At 71.7% G+C, this 17,363-nt stretch carries 18 protein-coding genes; 15 read left to right on the top strand and 3 right to left on the bottom strand.

Annotation, left to right across the window (positions count from 1 at the left end; translation table 11 throughout):
- The first annotated feature begins 2 nt into the window (after nucleotides 1–2).
- From HCN56_RS05130 to HCN56_RS05070, 13 genes are all read left to right on the top strand, one after another.
- The gene (locus HCN56_RS05130; protein ID WP_167968275.1) at nucleotides 3–650 is read left to right on the top strand and encodes an L-threonylcarbamoyladenylate synthase; all 648 of its coding nucleotides are present in this window, start codon (nucleotides 3–5) and stop codon (nucleotides 648–650) included.
- Nucleotides 651–679: 29 nt separating this feature from the next.
- Entirely contained in the window at nucleotides 680–1,315 is a 636-nt protein-coding gene (locus HCN56_RS05125) for an arsenate reductase/protein-tyrosine-phosphatase family protein (protein ID WP_167968296.1), read from the top strand.
- Nucleotides 1,316–1,494: 179 nt separating this feature from the next.
- The gene (locus HCN56_RS05120) at nucleotides 1,495–2,934 is read left to right on the top strand and encodes an MraY family glycosyltransferase (RefSeq protein WP_167968274.1); all 1,440 of its coding nucleotides are present in this window, start codon (nucleotides 1,495–1,497) and stop codon (nucleotides 2,932–2,934) included.
- A gap of 230 nt (nucleotides 2,935–3,164) precedes the next feature.
- A complete protein-coding gene (locus tag HCN56_RS05115; RefSeq protein ID WP_167968273.1) occupies nucleotides 3,165–3,608 on the top strand; it encodes a Cg1360 family ATP-synthase-associated protein in 444 nt (147 codons plus the stop codon).
- Between the two features lie 255 nt (nucleotides 3,609–3,863).
- Nucleotides 3,864–4,691 (top strand): F0F1 ATP synthase subunit A, encoded by an 828-nt coding sequence (gene atpB, locus HCN56_RS05110; RefSeq protein WP_167968272.1) that lies wholly within the window; start codon nucleotides 3,864–3,866, stop codon nucleotides 4,689–4,691.
- A gap of 103 nt (nucleotides 4,692–4,794) precedes the next feature.
- A complete protein-coding gene (gene atpE / locus HCN56_RS05105) occupies nucleotides 4,795–5,031 on the top strand; it encodes an ATP synthase F0 subunit C (RefSeq protein ID WP_167968271.1) in 237 nt (78 codons plus the stop codon).
- A gap of 43 nt (nucleotides 5,032–5,074) precedes the next feature.
- Nucleotides 5,075–5,611 (top strand): F0F1 ATP synthase subunit B, encoded by a 537-nt coding sequence (locus tag HCN56_RS05100; RefSeq protein WP_167968295.1) that lies wholly within the window; start codon nucleotides 5,075–5,077, stop codon nucleotides 5,609–5,611.
- Complete coding sequence (locus tag HCN56_RS05095; protein ID WP_167968270.1) at nucleotides 5,608–6,435, top strand: F0F1 ATP synthase subunit delta; 828 nt, start codon at nucleotides 5,608–5,610, stop codon at nucleotides 6,433–6,435. Before HCN56_RS05100 ends, HCN56_RS05095 begins: the two co-directional genes overlap by 4 nt.
- Nucleotides 6,436–6,567: 132 nt before the next feature.
- The gene (gene atpA, locus HCN56_RS05090; protein ID WP_167968269.1) at nucleotides 6,568–8,139 is read left to right on the top strand and encodes a F0F1 ATP synthase subunit alpha; all 1,572 of its coding nucleotides are present in this window, start codon (nucleotides 6,568–6,570) and stop codon (nucleotides 8,137–8,139) included.
- Between the two features lie 2 nt (nucleotides 8,140–8,141).
- Entirely contained in the window at nucleotides 8,142–9,074 is a 933-nt protein-coding gene (locus HCN56_RS05085) for a F0F1 ATP synthase subunit gamma (RefSeq protein WP_167968268.1), read from the top strand.
- 2 nt (nucleotides 9,075–9,076) lie between these two features.
- Entirely contained in the window at nucleotides 9,077–10,513 is a 1,437-nt protein-coding gene (atpD, locus tag HCN56_RS05080; RefSeq protein ID WP_167968267.1) for a F0F1 ATP synthase subunit beta, read from the top strand.
- Nucleotides 10,514–10,637: 124 nt separating this feature from the next.
- Nucleotides 10,638–11,021 carry a F0F1 ATP synthase subunit epsilon gene (locus tag HCN56_RS05075; RefSeq protein ID WP_167968266.1) on the top strand — a complete coding sequence of 128 codons (384 nt, stop codon included), beginning with the start codon at nucleotides 10,638–10,640 and terminating at the stop codon, nucleotides 11,019–11,021.
- 45 nt (nucleotides 11,022–11,066) lie between these two features.
- Nucleotides 11,067–11,513: a DUF2550 domain-containing protein gene (locus HCN56_RS05070; protein WP_167932491.1), complete on the top strand. Its 447-nt coding sequence runs from the start codon at nucleotides 11,067–11,069 to the stop codon at nucleotides 11,511–11,513.
- Nucleotides 11,514–11,834: 321 nt separating this feature from the next.
- Here HCN56_RS05070 and HCN56_RS05065 read toward each other — a convergent pair whose 3' ends face one another.
- The 3 genes from HCN56_RS05065 to HCN56_RS26925 all read right to left on the bottom strand — a co-directional run bounded on the left by HCN56_RS05065 (nucleotide 11,835) and on the right by HCN56_RS26925 (nucleotide 15,706).
- Nucleotides 11,835–13,514 carry a glycosyl hydrolase family 18 protein gene (locus HCN56_RS05065; RefSeq protein ID WP_167968294.1) on the bottom strand — a complete coding sequence of 560 codons (1,680 nt, stop codon included), beginning with the start codon at nucleotides 13,512–13,514 and terminating at the stop codon, nucleotides 11,835–11,837.
- Between the two features lie 177 nt (nucleotides 13,515–13,691).
- Entirely contained in the window at nucleotides 13,692–14,411 is a 720-nt protein-coding gene (locus HCN56_RS05060) for a response regulator (protein ID WP_167968265.1), read from the bottom strand.
- Complete coding sequence (locus HCN56_RS26925; protein ID WP_167968264.1) at nucleotides 14,408–15,706, bottom strand: sensor histidine kinase; 1,299 nt, start codon at nucleotides 15,704–15,706, stop codon at nucleotides 14,408–14,410. The genes HCN56_RS05060 and HCN56_RS26925 overlap by 4 nt, the downstream gene beginning before the upstream one ends.
- Nucleotides 15,707–15,861: 155 nt before the next feature.
- Here HCN56_RS26925 and HCN56_RS05050 point away from each other — a divergent pair, with 155 nt between their 5' ends.
- Together HCN56_RS05050 and HCN56_RS05045 are read left to right on the top strand one after the other, a co-directional pair.
- Nucleotides 15,862–16,635, top strand: coding sequence for a GIDE domain-containing protein (locus tag HCN56_RS05050; RefSeq protein WP_167968263.1), 774 nt, complete (start codon nucleotides 15,862–15,864; stop codon nucleotides 16,633–16,635).
- 150 nt (nucleotides 16,636–16,785) lie between these two features.
- On the top strand, nucleotides 16,786–17,363 hold a 578-nt coding region (locus HCN56_RS05045; protein WP_167968262.1), incomplete at its 3' end, for a hypothetical protein.

Raw genomic sequence — 17,363 nt, 5'->3', positions numbered from 1 at the left:
CGATGCCACGGCGCTATGACTGCACCGACGCGGCGGACCGCAAGCACGGCCTGCGGGAGGCCGTCTCCGCCATCCGCCGCGGGGACCTGGTCGTCCTGCCCACCGACACCCTGTACGGGGTCGGGGCGGACGCCTTCAACAAGCGTGCCGTCGGGGACCTGCTGGAGGCCAAGGGGCGCGGCCGCAACATGCCCTCCCCGGTCCTGGTCGGCTCGCCGAACACGCTGCACGGCCTGGTCACCGGCATGACCGACAGCGCCTGGGAGCTGGTGGACGCCTTCTGGCCCGGCGGGCTGACCCTTGTCGCGCGGCACCAGCCGTCCCTCACCTGGGACCTGGGGGAGACCCGCGGCACCGTCGCCGTCCGGATGCCGCTGCACCCGGTGGCGCTGGAGGTCCTGAAGGACTTCGGGCCGATCGCCGTCTCCAGCGCCAACCTCACCGGCGAGGCGGCCCCGCAGGACTGCGACGCCGCGCAGCGCATGCTCGGCGACTCGGTCGCGGTCTACCTCGACGGCGGCCCCACCCCCAGCGACGTTCCCTCCTCCATCGTCGACATCACCGGGGACGTGCCGGTGCTGCTGCGGCCCGGGGCGGTGAGCGAGGAGGAGCTGCGCTCGGTGGTACCCGATCTGGAGACCCCCCATTGACCGCGGCTGCCAGTGACGCGGACGCCGGCATAGCCGCGTTCCGGCCTCCCGAGGCCGACCAGGTCTTCCGCATCCTGCACGTCTCCACCGGGAACGTGTGCCGCTCGCCCATCACGGAGCGGCTCACCCGGCTCGCGGTCGTCGAACGGCTCGGCTCCGACGCCGGCCTGGTGGTGGAGAGCGCGGGGACGTGGGGCCATGTCGGTGCGCCCATGGAGGCCCACGCGGCGCAGGTGCTCGGCGAGTTCGGGGCCGACACCGACGGCTTCACCGGGCGGGAGCTGCTGGACGAGCACGTCATCCGCGCCGACCTGGTGCTCACCGCCACCCGGGACCACCGCGCCCAGGTGATCTCGATGGGGCACTCGGCCGGGCTGCGCACCTTCACTCTCAAGGAGTTCACCCGCCTGGTGCGGGTGATCGACATGGGGAAGTTGCCGGACGCCCGGGAGCCCGGCGGTCTCGTCATCCGGGCCCGGGCCCTCAGCCGGGCCGCGGCGGCGCTGCGCGGCTGGCTGGCCGCGCCGACGGCGGAGGCGGACGAGGTGCAGGACCCGTACGGTGCACCGATCCCGTACTTCCGCAGCGTCGGCGAGGAGATCCGGGCGGCGCTGGACCCGGTGGTCACCGCCATCACCGGGGTGCCGGGGACGCCGGGGGAGTGATCCGCCCCGCCCGCGGCGCCGCGGGCGGGCCGCGGGTGTTCCTCACCCGCGGTGACCGCACGGCGGCGCGGTGCACCGGGCGACCCGGCCGGCCGTCCGCGGCAGGTGGGAGCGTTCGGGAGGCCCGCGGTCGAGAGCTAGGGTGTGGGCCCTGAGGTCCGAATCACACAGGGGAGCCCGTGCGCGAATACCTGCTGACGCTCTGCGTGACAGCGGCCGTGACGTATCTGCTGACCGGCCCGGTGCGGAAGTTCGCGATCGCCGTCGGTGCCGTGCCGCAGATCCGCGCACGGGACGTGCACCGCGAGCCGACCCCGCGACTGGGCGGCATCGCGATGTTCGGCGGGCTCTGCGCGGGCCTGCTCGTCGCCTCGCAGCTGAGCAAGATCGGTGAGGTCTTCACCTCCTCCAGCGAACCGCGGGCCCTGCTCGCCGGCGCCGGTCTCATCTGGCTGCTGGGTGTGCTGGACGACAAGTGGGGCGTCGACGCCCTGGTCAAGCTCGGCTGCCAGATGATCGCGGCCGGCGTCATGGTGATGCAGGGGCTGGCGATCCTCTGGCTGCCGATCCCCGGGGTGGGGGTGGTGGCGCTGACGCCGGTGCAGTCGACCCTGCTGACGGTCGCGCTGGTCGTCGTCACGATCAACGCGGTGAACTTCGTCGACGGCCTGGACGGGCTCGCCGCCGGCATGGTCTGCATCGCCGCGGCCGCGTTCTTCCTCTACACCTACCGGCTCTGGTACGGCCACGGTGTGGAGGCGGCCGCGCCCGCCACGCTGTTCTCCGCCGTGCTGATCGGCATGTGCCTGGGATTCCTGCCGCACAACATGCACCCCGCGCGGATCTTCATGGGCGACTCGGGGTCGATGCTGCTCGGGCTCGTGATGGCCGCCTCCGCGGCGTCGGTGACCGGCCAGGTCGACCCGGACCGGTTGAACCTCTTCCCGGGCTCGGTGCGGCAGACCGTCCACGAGATGGTGCCGGTGTACATCCCGCTGCTGCTGCCGCTGACCATCATCGCCGTCCCCGTCGCGGACCTGCTGCTGGCGGTGGTGCGCCGGACCTGGAACGGGCAGTCCCCGTTCGCCGCCGACCGCGGGCACCTGCACCACCGGCTGCTGGAGATCGGCCACAGCCACAGCCGCGCCGTGCTGCTCATGTACTTCTGGTCGGCGCTGATCGCCTTCGGCACCATCGGCTTCACCGTGCAGGGCGAAAGCGTGCTGGTGGTCTCGATCATCGTGCTGCTGAGCGCGGTGGGCCTGGTCCTGCTGCTGCTGCCGCGGTTCACCCCGCGGGTGCCGCTCTGGGCGCAGCGGCTGGTGCCGCCGCGGTACCGCAGGCCGGAGGCGACCGTCTCGGCGGACCGTGAGGAGGCGGTGGGCCAGGGGCTCAGTGGCGCCACGGCGGTGGGGGAGCGGCGTCGCTTCGCCCGCCGGCCGTCGGCCCGCCGCCGGAGCGCGCCGGCCACCGCCGCGCGCCCGGCGCACCCCGACGGCGCGGAGAAGCATTCCGGTGCCGACGACGTGGCTGCGGAGGAGCGCCACGAGGGGGCCGGGAAGGGCTCCCAGGACGGTCACCGCAGCGTGGCGGGCGGCTCCGCCCGGCGGGGCTCGTGACCGCTCTGGCCTGCGCCTGCGGGCCCGTCGGGCGCACGGCCGGGGTCCCCCGGACGGCCGTCAACCAGTGGTGCCCCTGTTACCCCGCCCGTGTGAGTTCCTGCACACGAACTAGGTAAAGACCTCATCAAATAGTTTGTGATAGCGTTCACGTAGTCCCGATGGAGCGCGTCTCGCTCTTGGGACTCCCCGTCAACGAAGACCCCTGACGCCTGCCGGAGAGCCACTTCATGCAGCCCAACGACGCCCGGATCATCCGCGGCGCCGCGCTCTTCACTGCCGTGGCCGGTGTGATCGCCCTCGTGGCGGCCACCGTGCTGCGCGGGTCCGAGGGGGCGGTGAGCGTCGGCCTCGGCGTGCTCGTCGGAGGACTCTTCTTCGCATCCGGGCAGTTCGCCCTGGCCAAGGTGGTCCACCACCGGCCCGATCTGCTCATGGCGGCAGCGGTCTTCGTCTACACGACGAAGATCCTCCTCCTCCTGGTCCTGCTGGTCGTCCTCCGTGACGCCTCGTTCCTGGACGGCCAACTCTTCGCCGCGGGAGTCTTCGTGGCGATGGTGTCCTGGCTCGCGGGTCAGATCCAGGGAAACCTGAAGGTCAAGACCCCCTACGTGGTGACCGACCAGAACACCGACACCACCGCCCGCGGCACCGACGACAAGGCCACCGACTGATGTCGGGCGCCGTCGGCGCCGCCCTTACGGGGGGCGGCATACGCGGGTCCACCCCGGGCTGCTATCGTCCGTCGCCGGAGCCTCGGCCGATGTCGGCACGCGCGCTGTACGGGACAGCCGCGCGTTCCCCCCGGACTCCCTTGGGGCGGCGTGGCGTTGCAGCCGGCCGGCTCCTCATCCCGTCACCCACCCAGTCCAGTGCCGTTCCGTGGCACGCCGCCACGCCCACACGCGAGGTAGCCGTATCCATGCGTCATGCCGAAGGAGCTCGCGGTGAATAGCGACCAGACGCTCGCCTTCGAGACCGACTGCCATCTCTTCCAGGACTGCGGCTACCCCGCTCCTTCGCTCTGGTCGTTCCAGTTCGAGCCGATCTTCAGCATCGGCGGCTTCGAATTCAACAAGCCGGCGCTGCTCGCGATCCTCGGCTCGCTGCTGGTCGTCGGCTTCTTCTGGGCGGCGTTCGGCAAGGCGAAGGTCGTCCCGGGCAAGCTGCAGATGGTCGCCGAGGTCCTCTACGACTTCGTGCGCACCGGGATCGGCCGCGCGGTCATCGGCAAGCAGGCCGAGTCCTTCGTGCCGCTGCTGGTCACGCTGTTCTTCACGGTCTGGATGTTCAACCTCTGGGCCGTCGTCCCGGTCGCCCAGCTGCCGGCCTCGTCGATCATCGCCTACCCCATCGCGCTCGCGCTGGTGGTCTGGGTCACCTACATGACGGTGACCTTCAAGACGAACGGCTTCGTCGGCGGTATCCGCAACCTCTGCGTGCCGGGTGGGCTGCCGAAGCCGATCTACGTGATCGTCACGCCGATCGAGCTGCTGTCGAACGTCTTCCTGCGGCCCTTCACGCTGGCCGTGCGTCTGTTCGCCAACATGTTCGCCGGCCACGTGCTGATCCTGGTCTTCCTCATCGGCGCCTGGTACATGCTCGGCACCGTCGTCGGCACCTTCTTCGCCTTCGGCTCGCTGTTCATGACCCTGGTGATCACGGTCTTCGAGCTCTTCATCCAGGCGCTCCAGGCCTACGTCTTCACGATCCTCACCGCGACCTACATCTCGGGCGCGCTGGAAGAGCCGCACTGACCCGCTTCTTCCGACCCACCCGACGGGGACCTCGCGGTCCCCGGCCGCCAGACGACCGGTGGACACATGTCCACCGGCCTACCACAGAGAAGGAACCACGGACATGTCCGCTGCTTTCGAGACCCTCGCCGCCGTCAACGGCAACATCGGCACCATCGGCTACGGCATCGGTGTCATCGGCGCCGGTATCGGTGTCGGTTACATCTTCGGCAACGGCGTGCAGGCCATCGCCCGCCAGCCCGAGGCCGCCGGCCTCATCCGTCAGAACATGCTCCTCGGTGCCGCCCTCGTCGAGGCGCTGGCCCTGATCGGCTTCGTCACCCCGTTCATCTTCTCCTGACGGGCCCTCCCCCCGAGCCGTTCACGACGAAAGGTCCACCATGATGATTCAGCTGGCCGCCGACGGGCCGCAGAGTCCGCTGCTGCCCGTCTGGCCTGAGATCGTCATCGGTCTGATCTGCATCGGTGTCGTCTACCTCGCCTTCCACAAGAAGCTCCTCCCGGCCATCAACAAGGCGCTGGACGAGCGGCGGGAAGCCATCGAGGGCGGCATGGAGAAGGCTGAGGCCGTCCAGGCCGAAGCGCGGCAGACCCTTGAGGAGTACCGCGCGCAGCTCGACGACGCCCGGCGGGACGCCTCCCGACTGCGTCAGGAGGCCCAGGAGCAGGGCGCCACGCTGATCGCCGAGATGCGGGAGGAGGGCCAGCGCCAGCGCGAGGAGATCATCGCCGCCGGCCACGCCCAGATCTCCGCGGAGCGTCAGCAGGCGGCCGAGGCCTTGCGCCAGGACGTCGGCAAGATCGCCATCGACCTCGCCGGTCGGCTCGTCGGGGAGTCCCTGGAGGACCACGCCCGTCAGAGCCGCACCATCGACCGTTTCCTCGATGACCTCGAGGAGAAGGCCGAGGCGGGCCGATGACCGGTGGAGTGAGCCGCGAGGCGCTGGTCGCCGCGCGGGGACGGCTGAACACCCTGGTGGACTCCACCGGTGTGGACGCCACCTCCCTGGCCGACGACCTGGCGCAGGTCACGGCGCTGCTGGACCGCGAGGTCTCGCTGCGCCGTGTCCTGACCGACCCCTCCCAGCCGGGTGAGGCCAAGGCCGACCTGGTCGGCCGCCTCCTCGGCGGCCAGATCAGCGGCGAGGCCGTCGACCTGGTGTCCGGCATGGTGCGTGCCCGCTGGTCCACCTCGCGTGACCTGGTCGACGCGACGGAGGAGCTGGCGGACACCGCCGACCTGATCGCGGCCGAGGGTGCCGGGACGCTGGACTCGGTGGAGGACGAACTCTTCCGGTTCGGCCGCATCCTCGCCGGTGCCCCGGAGCTGCGCTCCACGCTCAGCGGCAAGGACTCCGGCGAGGCGCTGCGCTCCGCGCGCAACAACCTCGTCGAGCGGCTGCTCGGCGGCCGCGTGGCACCCACCACCCAGCGGCTCATCGCCCGGCTCGTCCTCCGCCCGCGGGGACGTAGCCTGGAGGCGGGCCTGGAATCGCTGTCCCGACTGGCAGCGGAGCGGCGCAACCGCTCGGTCGCCGTCGTGGTCTCCGCGGTTCCGCTCAGCGACGGGCAGAAGAGCCGGCTCGCCGGTGCGCTCGGCCGCATGTACGGCCGGGACATCCAGCTGAACCTGGATGTGGACCCCTCGGTCCTCGGCGGGATCTCGGTCCGGATCGGGGACGAGGTCATCCACGGCACCGTCGCCGACCGCCTCGACGAGGTCCGGCGCCGGATGGCGGGCTGAGCGCGAACGTCCGGCCGGCCCGTGCGCGGGCCGGCGGATAGCGCGCCCTACCAACTCAAGAAGCAGTGTTCAGCGGCCCGAGTTGGGCCGTACGAAGACTTACGGTCCCAACAAGGAGAGCAGGGAACCCAGATGGCGGAGCTCACGATCCGGCCGGATGAGATCCGGGACGCGCTGGAGAATTTCGTCCAGTCGTACACGCCGGACGCCGCCTCGCGCGAAGAGGTCGGCACGGTCAGCGCTGCCGGTGACGGCATCGCGAAGGTCGAGGGTCTTCCCTCGGCGATGGCGAACGAACTTCTGAAGTTCGAGGACGGCACCCTCGGCCTCGCCCTCAACCTCGAGGAGCGCGAGATCGGTGCCGTCGTGCTCGGCGAGTTCAGCGGCATCGAGGAGGGCCAGCCGGTGCAGCGCACCGGTGAGGTGCTCTCGGTCGGTGTCGGCGAGGGCTACCTCGGCCGGGTCGTCGACCCGCTGGGCGCCCCCATCGACGGTCTCGGCGACATCGAGACCTCGGGCCGCCGCGCGCTGGAACTGCAGGCGCCCACGGTCATGCAGCGCAAGTCGGTGCACGAGCCGATGGAGACCGGCTACAAGGCCGTCGACACGATGACCCCGATCGGCCGCGGTCAGCGTCAGCTGATCATCGGCGACCGGCAGACCGGCAAGACCGCCCTCGCGGTCGACACCATCATCAACCAGCGCGCCAACTGGCGCACCGGCGACCCGAAGAAGCAGGTCCGCTGCATCTACGTCGCCATCGGCCAGAAGGGCTCCACCATCGCCTCGGTGCGCGGTGCCCTGGAGGAGGCCGGCGCGCTGGAGTACACCACCATCGTGGCCGCCCCCGCCTCCGACCCGGCGGGCTTCAAGTACCTCGCCCCCTACACCGGCTCGGCCATCGGCCAGCAGTGGATGTACGAGGGCAAGCACGTCCTGATCATCTTCGACGACCTGTCGAAGCAGGCCGACGCCTACCGCGCCGTCTCCCTCCTGCTCCGTCGCCCGCCGGGGCGCGAGGCCTACCCGGGCGACGTCTTCTACCTGCACTCCCGTCTGCTGGAGCGCTGCGCCAAGCTCTCCGACGAGATGGGCTCCGGTTCGATGACCGGTCTGCCGATCGTCGAGACCAAGGCCAACGACGTCTCGGCGTTCATCCCGACCAACGTCATCTCCATCACCGACGGCCAGTGCTTCCTGGAGTCCGACCTCTTCAACGCGGGCGTCCGTCCCGCGCTGAACGTGGGTATCTCGGTCTCCCGTGTCGGTGGCTCCGCGCAGCACCCGGCGGTCAAGCAGATCACCGGTTCGCTCCGTGTCGACCTGGCCCAGTATCGCGAGCTGGAGGCGTTCGCCGCCTTCGGTTCCGACCTGGACGCCGCCTCGAAGTCCGCGCTGGAGCGCGGCAAGCGGATGGTGGAGCTGCTCAAGCAGGAGCAGTACAACCCCTTCCCGACCGAGAACCAGGTCGTCTCCGTCTGGGCCGGCACCAACGGTCTGATGGACGACATCCCGGTCGGCGACATCCGCCGCTTCGAGCGGGAGCTCCTGGACCACCTGGGCCGCGAGGAGAAGGACCTTCTCACCTCCATCCGCGAGGGCAAGAAGATGTCCAAGGACACCGTCGCCGCCATCGGTGTCGCGGTGAACAAGTTCAAGCAGCAGTTCGAGACCTCGGACGGCCAGCTCCTGGGCGAGGGCTGAGCATGGGAGCCCAGGTCAAGGTCTACAAGCGGCGGATCAAATCCGTCACTGCGACCAAGAAGATCACCAAGGCGATGGAGATGATCGCCGCCTCGCGCATCATCAAGGCCCAGCGCAAGGTGGACGCCTCCTCCCCGTACGCCGAGGAGCTGACCAACGCGGTCACGTCGGTGGCCTACGCGGCCACCGACGTGAAGCACCCGCTGACCACGGAGGCCCCCCGGCCGACGCGGGCGGCGCTGCTGCTGATCACCAGCGACCGCGGGCTCGCCGGCGGGTACTCCAGCAACGCCCTCAAGGCGTCGGAGCACCTCACCGCGCAGCTGGTCGCCGAGGGCAAGCAGGTCGACCACTACGTGGTCGGACGGAAGGGCGTCAGCTATTACACCTTCCGTGAGCGTCCGATCTCCGACTCCTGGACCGGCTTCACCGACAGCCCGGAGTACTCCGACGCCAAGGCCGTCGCCGCGCCGCTCATCGAGGCGATAGAGCGCGACACGGCCGACGGCGGGGTGGACGAGCTGCACATCGTCTTCACCGAGTTCCGCTCGATGATGACGCAGACCCCGGTCGAGCGCCGGATGCTGCCGCTGACGTTCTCCCGGAGCGCCGAGGACTCCGCGGCCGTGTTCGCGCAGGGTGTCGAGGCCCGTCCGCTCTACGAGTTCGAGCCGGGCCCCGAGCAGGTGCTGGACGCGCTGCTGCCGCGCTACGTGGAGAGCAGGATCTACAACGCGCTGCTGCAGTCGGCCGCCTCCGAGCACGCGGCCCGCCGCCGGGCGATGAAGTCGGCCACCGACAACGCCCAGGACCTCATCAAGTCGCTCACGCGGCTTGCGAACGCGGCCCGCCAGGCCGACATCACCCAGGAAATCAGCGAGATCGTCGGCGGTGCGTCCGCCCTGGCCGACGCGACCGCGGGGAGTGACAGGTAATCATGACTACTGCTGCTGAGACGGCGACGGGCCGCGTCGCACGGGTCATCGGCCCGGTCGTCGACGTGGAGTTCCCCGTCGACGCCATGCCGGAGATCTACAACGCGCTGACGGCGGAGGTGCTGGACCCCACCGCCGCGGGTGCCACCAAGACCCTGACGCTGGAGGTGGCGCAGCACCTCGGTGAGGGTCTGGTCCGCGCGATCTCCATGGAGCCCACCGACGGTCTGGTCCGCCAGGCCACGGTGACCGACACCGGCACCGGGATCACCGTCCCCGTCGGTGACGTCACCAAGGGCCGGGTGTTCAACACCCTGGGCAAGATCCTCAACGACCCCGAGGCCGAGGCCGAGGTCACCGAGCGCTGGCCGATCCACCGCAAGGCCCCGGACTTCGACCAGCTCGAGTCCAAGACCGAGATGTTCGAGACCGGCCTGAAGGTCGTCGACCTGCTGACCCCGTACGTCAAGGGCGGCAAGATCGGTCTGTTCGGTGGTGCGGGCGTCGGCAAGACCGTCCTCATCCAGGAAATGATCATGCGTGTGGCCAAGCTGCACGAGGGCGTTTCCGTGTTCGCCGGCGTCGGCGAGCGCACTCGTGAGGGCAACGACCTCATCGAGGAGATGGCCGAGTCCGGCGTGCTCCCGCAGACCGCGCTGGTCTTCGGCCAGATGGACGAGCCCCCGGGGACCCGTCTGCGCGTCGCCCTGGCCGGTCTGACCATGGCGGAGTACTTCCGCGATGTGCAGAAGCAGGACGTGCTGTTCTTCATCGACAACATCTTCCGCTTCACCCAGGCCGGTTCCGAGGTCTCCACCCTGCTGGGCCGCATGCCCTCCGCGGTGGGCTACCAGCCGAACCTGGCGGACGAGATGGGTCTGCTCCAGGAGCGGATCACCTCGACGCGTGGTCACTCGATCACCTCGATGCAGGCGATCTACGTCCCCGCGGACGACCTGACCGACCCGGCGCCGGCGACCACGTTCGCGCACCTCGACGCCACCACGGTGCTCTCCCGTCCGATCTCGGAGAAGGGCATCTACCCGGCGGTGGACCCGCTGGACTCCACCTCGCGCATCCTGGACCCGCGCTTCATCACGCAGGCCCACTACGACACGGCCTCCCGTGTCAAGGGAATCCTGCAGAAGTACAAGGACCTCCAGGACATCATCGCCATTCTCGGTATCGACGAGCTGGGCGAGGAGGACAAGCTCACCGTCCACCGCGCCCGCCGCATCGAGCGCTTCCTGTCGCAGAACACCCACGCGGCGAAGCAGTTCACCGGCATGGACGGTTCGGACGTCTCCCTGGACGAGTCGATCACGGCGTTCAACGCGATCGCCGACGGTGACTTCGACCACTACCCGGAGCAGGCGTTCTTCATGTGCGGTGGCCTGGACGACCTCCACGCCAAGGCCAAGGAGCTGGGCGTCTCCTGACACCCGGATCGTTCCCGAGGGGGGCGGGGTGCCGCCCCGCCCCCCCTCGGGACACTCCCGGAGCCGTTCGCGGAAGACGGCCCCACTTCCCAACTCATCAGCTTTCCATCGTTAAGGAGCCATCGTGGCTGAGCTGGACGTCGAGCTGGTCGCGGCGGACCGCAGTGTCTGGTCGGGCAAGGCCGACATGGTCATCGCCCGCACCACGTCGGGTGACATCGGCATCATGCCCAACCACCAGCCGCTGCTGGGCGTGCTGCAGACGGGTCCCGTGACGATCCGCACCACCGGCGAGAGCGGGCAGGGCACGGTCGTCGCGGCGGTGCACGGCGGATTCCTCTCCTACGCTGACGGTAAGCTGTCGGTGCTCGCGGAGATCGCCGAGCTGGCCGACGAGATCGACGTCGAGCGCGCCGAGCGTGCGTTGGAGAAGGCGAAGGCCGACACCGACTCCCACGCGGAGCGTCGCGCCCACGTACGTCTCGCGGCAGCGGCCAGGAAGAACTGACCGCGGTCCCGACGAATCACCGGAGTTCGAGGAGGTCGCTCGTAGATGGTCCTCGTACTCGTGGTGTGCGCGGTCCTGCTGGCACTGGTGCCGGTGGGACTGCTCGCGTTCGGCGTCCGCCGGCGGCTGATCCAGCGTCCCGGCGGCACGTTCGACTGCAGTGCCCGGTGGACCCCCCCGGCGGCGGGTACGTCGCCCGGCAAGGGGTGGGTCTACGGGGTCGCCCGGTACAACGGTGACCACATCGAGTGGTTCCGTGTCTTCTCCTACGCGCCCCGCCCGCGGATGACGCTGCGGCGCGACAGCATCCAGGTGCGCGACCGCCGCAGGCCCCACGGCGAGGAGGAGCTGGCGCTCCTCTCCGGTGCCGTCGTCCTGGCGTGTCGCCACGAGTCGATGGACCTGGAGCTGGCGATGAGCGAGGACGCCCTCACGGGGTTCCTCGCCTGGCTGGAGGCGGCACCGCCCGGCCAGCGCGTCAACGTCGCCTGAGCCCCGTCCGGCTCCACCGGTCGCAGCCCCGCGCGGCGCGCCCGTGTCCGAACCCGCCCCGCGGCAGCCCCGCACCCCGCACCCCGCAGTTCCCGAGCCGCAGGTCTCCCGCCTGCGGCTGTGTCGTCTCCGCGCGTCTCCGCGGGCGTCCGACGTCGATCCCACGGGGGCGCCGAGCGTCGCCGCTCCCGGGGCCCGACCCGGGAGCGGCTGCCGGACGGCGTTCCGTGGCCGGAACGTGTGCCGGCCGGGGAGACGGCGGGCGGACCGTCTCCCCGGCCGGTGCCGGGTGGGGCGGGGTGGGCCCGCCCGGGAGTGGGGCTAGCCGTTCAGCCCCTGGTCGATGGCGCGGATCAGCTCGCCGTTGGTGGTGTCACCGCTCAGCTCCCAGAACATCGCGCCGCCGAGGCCCTGCTGGTTCGCCCAGGCCATCTTCGACAGGACGGTGGCCGGGGTGTCGTAGGACCACCACTGGGTGCCGCAGTGGGCGTAGGCGGTCCCGCCGACGGTGCCGGTGGCGGGGCACCGCTCCTTGAGGACCTTGTAGTCCTCGATCCCCGCCTCGTAGCGGCCCGGGGCCGCCCCGGTCGCGCTGCCGCCCGGCGCGGACTGGGTGACCCCGGTCCAGCCCCGGCCGTAGAAGCCGATGCCGAGGGTGAGCTTCTCCGCGGGGACACCCTGCGCCTTCAGCTTGGCGATGGCGTCCGCGCTGTTGAAGCCCTGGGCCGGGATGCCCGGGTAGGAGGTCAGCGGGGAGTGCGGGGCGGTCGGCCCCTGCGCTGCGAACGCCCCGAAGAAGTCGTACGTCATGACGTGGATCAGGTCCGAGTACTCCGCCCCGTAGGCGTAGTCGACGGCGTCGATCTTGCCGCCGGTGGAGGCGTCGGCGGTGATGGCGGCGGTGACCAGCTGGTCGCCGAACTCGGCCCGGAACGCCTTCATCATGTCGCCGAAGATGCGCGGCCCGCTGCTGTCGCAGCTGAGCCCGCAGCCGTTGGGGTACTCCCAGTCCAGGTCGATGCCGTCGAAGACGCCCTCCCAGCGCGGGTCGTTGACCAGCTCGAAGCAGGAGCGGGCGAACGCCTCGGGGTCCTGCATCGCGTCGGGGAAGCCACCGGACCAGGTCCAGCCGCCGAACGACCACACGATCTTGAGGTGGGGGTACTGCTCCTTGAGCTTGAGTAGCTGGTTGAAGTTGCCGCGCAGCGGCTGGTCCCAGGTGTCGGCCACCCCGTCGACGCTCTCGGCGGCGGTGTAGGCGCGGTCGGTCGCCGCGTAGGCGTCGCCCATGGTGCAGCGGCCGTTCTGCACGTTGCCGAAGGCGTAGTTGATGTGGGTGAGCCGCTCGGCCGAGCCGGAGGTGACGATGTTCCGGGCGTGGTAGTTGCGGTCGTAGACGCCCCACTCGGTGAAGTAGCCGGTGACGACCGAGTCACCGGGGTTGCCCGGGTTGCCGGGGTCGGTCGGGTCCGTCGGGTCCGTCGGGTCGGTCGGGTCCGGGTCCGTGGGGTCCGGGTCCGTGGGGTCCGGGTCCGTGGGGTCCGGGTCCGTGGGGTCGGGGTCGGTCGGGTCCGAGCCGCCGTCACAGGGGGAGCCGTTGACCCGGCAGTCGATCGGGTCGCCGGTGCCCCGGGCGCTGAAGCCGAAGGAGGTGCTCGCCCCGGGGGCCAGGGTGCCGTTCCAACCGGCGTTGGTGACGGTGTAGCGGTTGCCGTCCCGGGTGAGGGTCCCGTCCCAGAGGGTGGAGGTGGAGGTGCCCTCGGGGAAGGTCCAGGTGACGGTCCAGCCCTGGAGCGGGGTGCTGCCCGTGTTGGTCACGGTCCAGCGGGCGTCGTAGCCGGATTCCCACTGGGTGGTCCGGGTGAAGGACGCGGTGGCGGTCGCCGCCTGGGCCGGGCTCGCCAGCGCGACGAGCGCGGTGAGCGGCAGGGCGAGGACGACGAGGAGGGTGACCAGCCTGCGACTGAGGCGGGATCTGTGATCTTCCGAGGTCGTTGACAGCAAGGGAACTCCCGGGGGGTCGGTCAGACAGATCGAGGGGGAATCTGCGCCGCCCGCGAGCACGACTTGTCATGAATGCGCTCACAGCAGATGCGATGAGATTAGGACTGGTCCAGACCAGCGGTCAATAGGTCTCGACCCATGCGGAATCCGCCGCACCGCGCCCGCACCGGCCGTTCAGACCAGCCCCAACTCCCGTGCCAACATGGCTGCTTGCACGCGACTGCGCAGGTCGAGCTTGGTGAGCACCCTGCTGAGATGGGTCTTCGCGGTGGCTTCCGCCATGCCGAGACGCCGTCCGATCTCCGCGTTGGACAGCCCCTGCGCCACTTCGACCAGCACCGCCCGCTCCCGCGGCGTCAACGGCGCCAGCCGCGCCTCGCGCTCCCGGGCCGCTGCCGCCGCCGACCCCGCCGGGACCCGCCCGAACTCGGCGATCAACCGGCGGGTCACCGCCGGCGCGATCACCCCCTCGCCCCGCCCCACCGCGCGGACCGCGGTCACCAGCTCCGACGCCTCCGCGTCCTTGAGCAGGAAACCCGCCGCCCCGGCCCGCAGCGCCCCGAAGACGTACTCGTCCAGGTCGAACGTGGTCAGCACCAGCACGTCCGCCAGCCCCTCCCGGGCGATCAGGCGGGTCGCCGCCACGCCGTCCAGCCGCGGCATCTGCACGTCCATCAGCACCACGTCCGGCCGGAACTCCCGGGCGGCGGCCACCGCCCGCTCGCCGTCCGGCACCTCGGCGACCACCTCGATGTCCGGCGCTCCCGTGAGGATCAGCACCAGCCCCGCGCGCACCGCGGACTGGTCCTCGGCCACCACCACGCGCAGCGCGCTCTCCGGCCGATCCGCCCCGTGCCCGCCGTCCGCCCCGCGCTCGCTGTCCGCCGCGTTCATCCGTCCGCCTCTCCGGCCCCACCGGGGCTCTCCGACTCCGCAGTCCGCTCCGTGCCGCCGGGGCGCCGGCCGTCCACGGGCAGCGAGACCCGCACCCACCACCACGCGCCCGGCCCGCCGGCCCTCGCCGGCTCCGGCCCGGCCGTGAATGTGCCGCCGAGCAGCTCGGCCCGCTCCGCCATCCCCACCAGCCCCGCCCCCGCGCTCGCCACCCGCGGTGAGCGGCTCTCGCCCAGCGGACTCGCCACCGCCACCAGCAGCGCCCCGCCCTCGATCCGCAGCTCCACCCGCACCGTTCCCGGCGCCGCGTGCCGCACGGCGTTGGCCAGCGCCTCCTGGACGACCCGGTACGCGGCCAGCTCCACCGGGGCCGGCAGCGGTCCGGCCCCGGCGGCGCCGTTCACCAGCTCGAAGCGCAGCCCCGCCGCCGCACCGCCGCGCCCCGACCGTGCCACCAGGGCGTCGAGCCCGTCGAGGGTCGGCGCGACCGGGTCCGACGACCCCGTCGGACCCGTCGGCCCCGACTCGCCCGGCCCCGGCGCCGCGGCGTCCCCGGCCTCCCGCAGGATGCCGATGAGCCGCCGCATCTCCGCGAGCCCTTGCGTGCTGTTCTCCCGGATCACGCCCAGCGCCCGCTGCCGGGCCTCCGCCTCGTCGCGCGCCAGCGCGGCGGTCGCATGGATCGCGATGGCCGAGAGGTGTCCCGCCACCACGTCGTGGAGTTCCCGCGCCATCCGCGACCGCTCCGCCACCACCGCCTGCGTCCGGTCCATCTCCGCCAGCAGCGCCGTCTGCTCGGCCCGCAGCCGCTCGGCGTCAGCGGCCTCCCGGTGGCCCCGCACCAACAGGCCGCTGGAGGCCGGGGCCAGGGTGACCAGCGCCAGGACCGCCCCCAGCACCAGTGCCTCCGGCCGCCGCACCAGCACCAGCACCCCCACCGTCACCCCCACCGAGCAGGCGACGGAGGCCGGGACCAGCGCCCGCGCGGCACGCCGGGGGCCGTAGCAGGCCGCCGCGTAGACCAGGTCGCTGAACATCACCACCGTCACCAGCAGCGACCCGGTCAACACGTCCGCGACCAGCGCGAGGACACCCACCCCCAGCCCCGTCAGCGGCGCGATGCGCCGCAGCAGCTCCGCCCCGGCCATCACCGCCAGCGGCACCAGCACCAGCGCGCCCCAGCGGGCACCGGCCGTCGGGTCGTTGTACAGCCCCAGCCGCCAGCTGAGGACCCCCGCCGCCAGCCCGGCGACGCAGATCACCAGGTCGTCACGATGCGGTCGGCGCCGGCTCATGGTGCCCATGCTGCCCGATAGGTTGATACGGCCGCACCGGGGACGGGCCGCGGCGCCGGGCTCGCCCGGCGGACGGACGGGACGTGCGGGCCGCTCGGCCCCTGGAACCGGTGGGCGCCCCGGGGGCGTGCTCATCGGTACGACTAGGGGGTTCCATGATCTGGATCGGTCTCATAGCAGCGGTCGCCGCGGTGGTCTGCTTCTTCGCGGCCCGCTCGGCGCAGGGCCGTGCGAAGACGCTGCGCAGGGTGGAGACGTTCACCGCCGACGAGGTGAACCAGCTGCACCGGGCCGCCGGCGACGCGGCCGGACCGGGCCAGTTCCGCTACGCGGTCGAGGTCGTCGGCGCCGTCCAGCCGGACGGGCAGCCGCTCACCTCCCAGCTGGCGCAGCGCGAGTGCGTCTGGCACCGCCACAAGGTCACCCACAAGTACTGGGAGACCGTGCGGGACAACAACGGCAACACCAAGCGGCAGGAACGCAGCCGCGTCGTCTCCGAGCACACCAGCGGGGCGGACTTCCGCGTCCGGGACGCCACCGGCGACGTGCTGGTCAGCCCCGGCAAGGGGGTGGACCAGCCGGAGAAGATCCTCGACAACTTCGAGAAGGGCGGCGGCCGGGGGCAGAACGCGATCACCTTCGGCTCGTTCTCGCTGCCGATCGGGTCCCGCAGCGGAACCGTCGGCTACCGGTACGAGGAGTGGGCGCTGCTGCCGGGCCGGACGGTGTTCGTCCACGGCGAGGCCGACGACTCCACGGGGCGCCTGGTGGTGGGGGCGCCGGCCGACGGCGGCCTCCACCTGGTCTCCACCCGCACCCAGGAGGAGCTGCTGAGCTCCGAGGGGAAGAAGGAGCGCGGCTTCCGTGTCGCGGCCGTCGTCCTCGGCGTGGTAGCGGTGGTGGGACTGCTGGCGGCCCTGCTGGGCTGAGCCCGGGCCCCTGCGGTGCCGCCCCCGCCCCGGCGCGCGGCGCAGGCGTACGCCGAAGGGTGCAGGCCGGCGGGGCACGGTCGTCTCGTCCGACGACGCGCGGGGGCGGGCAGCGGCGGCAGGCTCGTGGGAGACCACGAGGAGGTCGCTGTGATCATTGCGCTGATCGTCGCCGCGGAGATCGGCTTCTGGCTCGTCCTGGGCGCCGGCCTGGCGCTGCGCTACCTGCTGCACCGGCCCCGGGCCGGCGCGGTCCTGCTGCTGTGCGTCCCGCTCATCGACGTGCTGCTGCTGACGGCCACCGCCGTCGATCTGGCGCGGGGAGCCGAACCCGGGACGCGCCACGTCCTGGCCGCGCTCTACCTGGGATTCACGGTGTCCTACGGCCATCGGCTGGTGCGCTGGGCCGACGCGCACGCCGCCCACCGCACCGGCCGGGGCCCGAAACCGCCGAAGCCGCCCGCCCGCGGCCGGGAGCGCATCCGGGCGGAGTTCGCGCTGTGGCGGCAGACCCTGGTGGCGGTCGTCATCGCCGCCGCCGTCCTCCAGCTGCTCCGCATCCTCGCGGCGGACGCTGCGGCGGCCGACCGCGTCCTCGGCGACGGCCAGGCGCTGGGGCTGCGGATCGCGCTGATCCACGGCCTGGTGGCGCTCTCCGCGCTGTGGTGGGCACGCCCCCGGGCGGGGGAGGGCCCCGACGGCCCGGCGGGCGGCGGGCAGCCCGGGGC

It is taken from the genome of Streptomyces lonarensis (assembly GCF_012033735.1).
Taxonomy (GTDB): Bacteria; Actinomycetota; Actinomycetes; order Streptomycetales; family Streptomycetaceae; genus Streptomyces; species Streptomyces lonarensis.
Note: the sequence above shows the minus strand (reverse complement) of the source record. Positions and strands in the feature narration are given on the sequence as shown.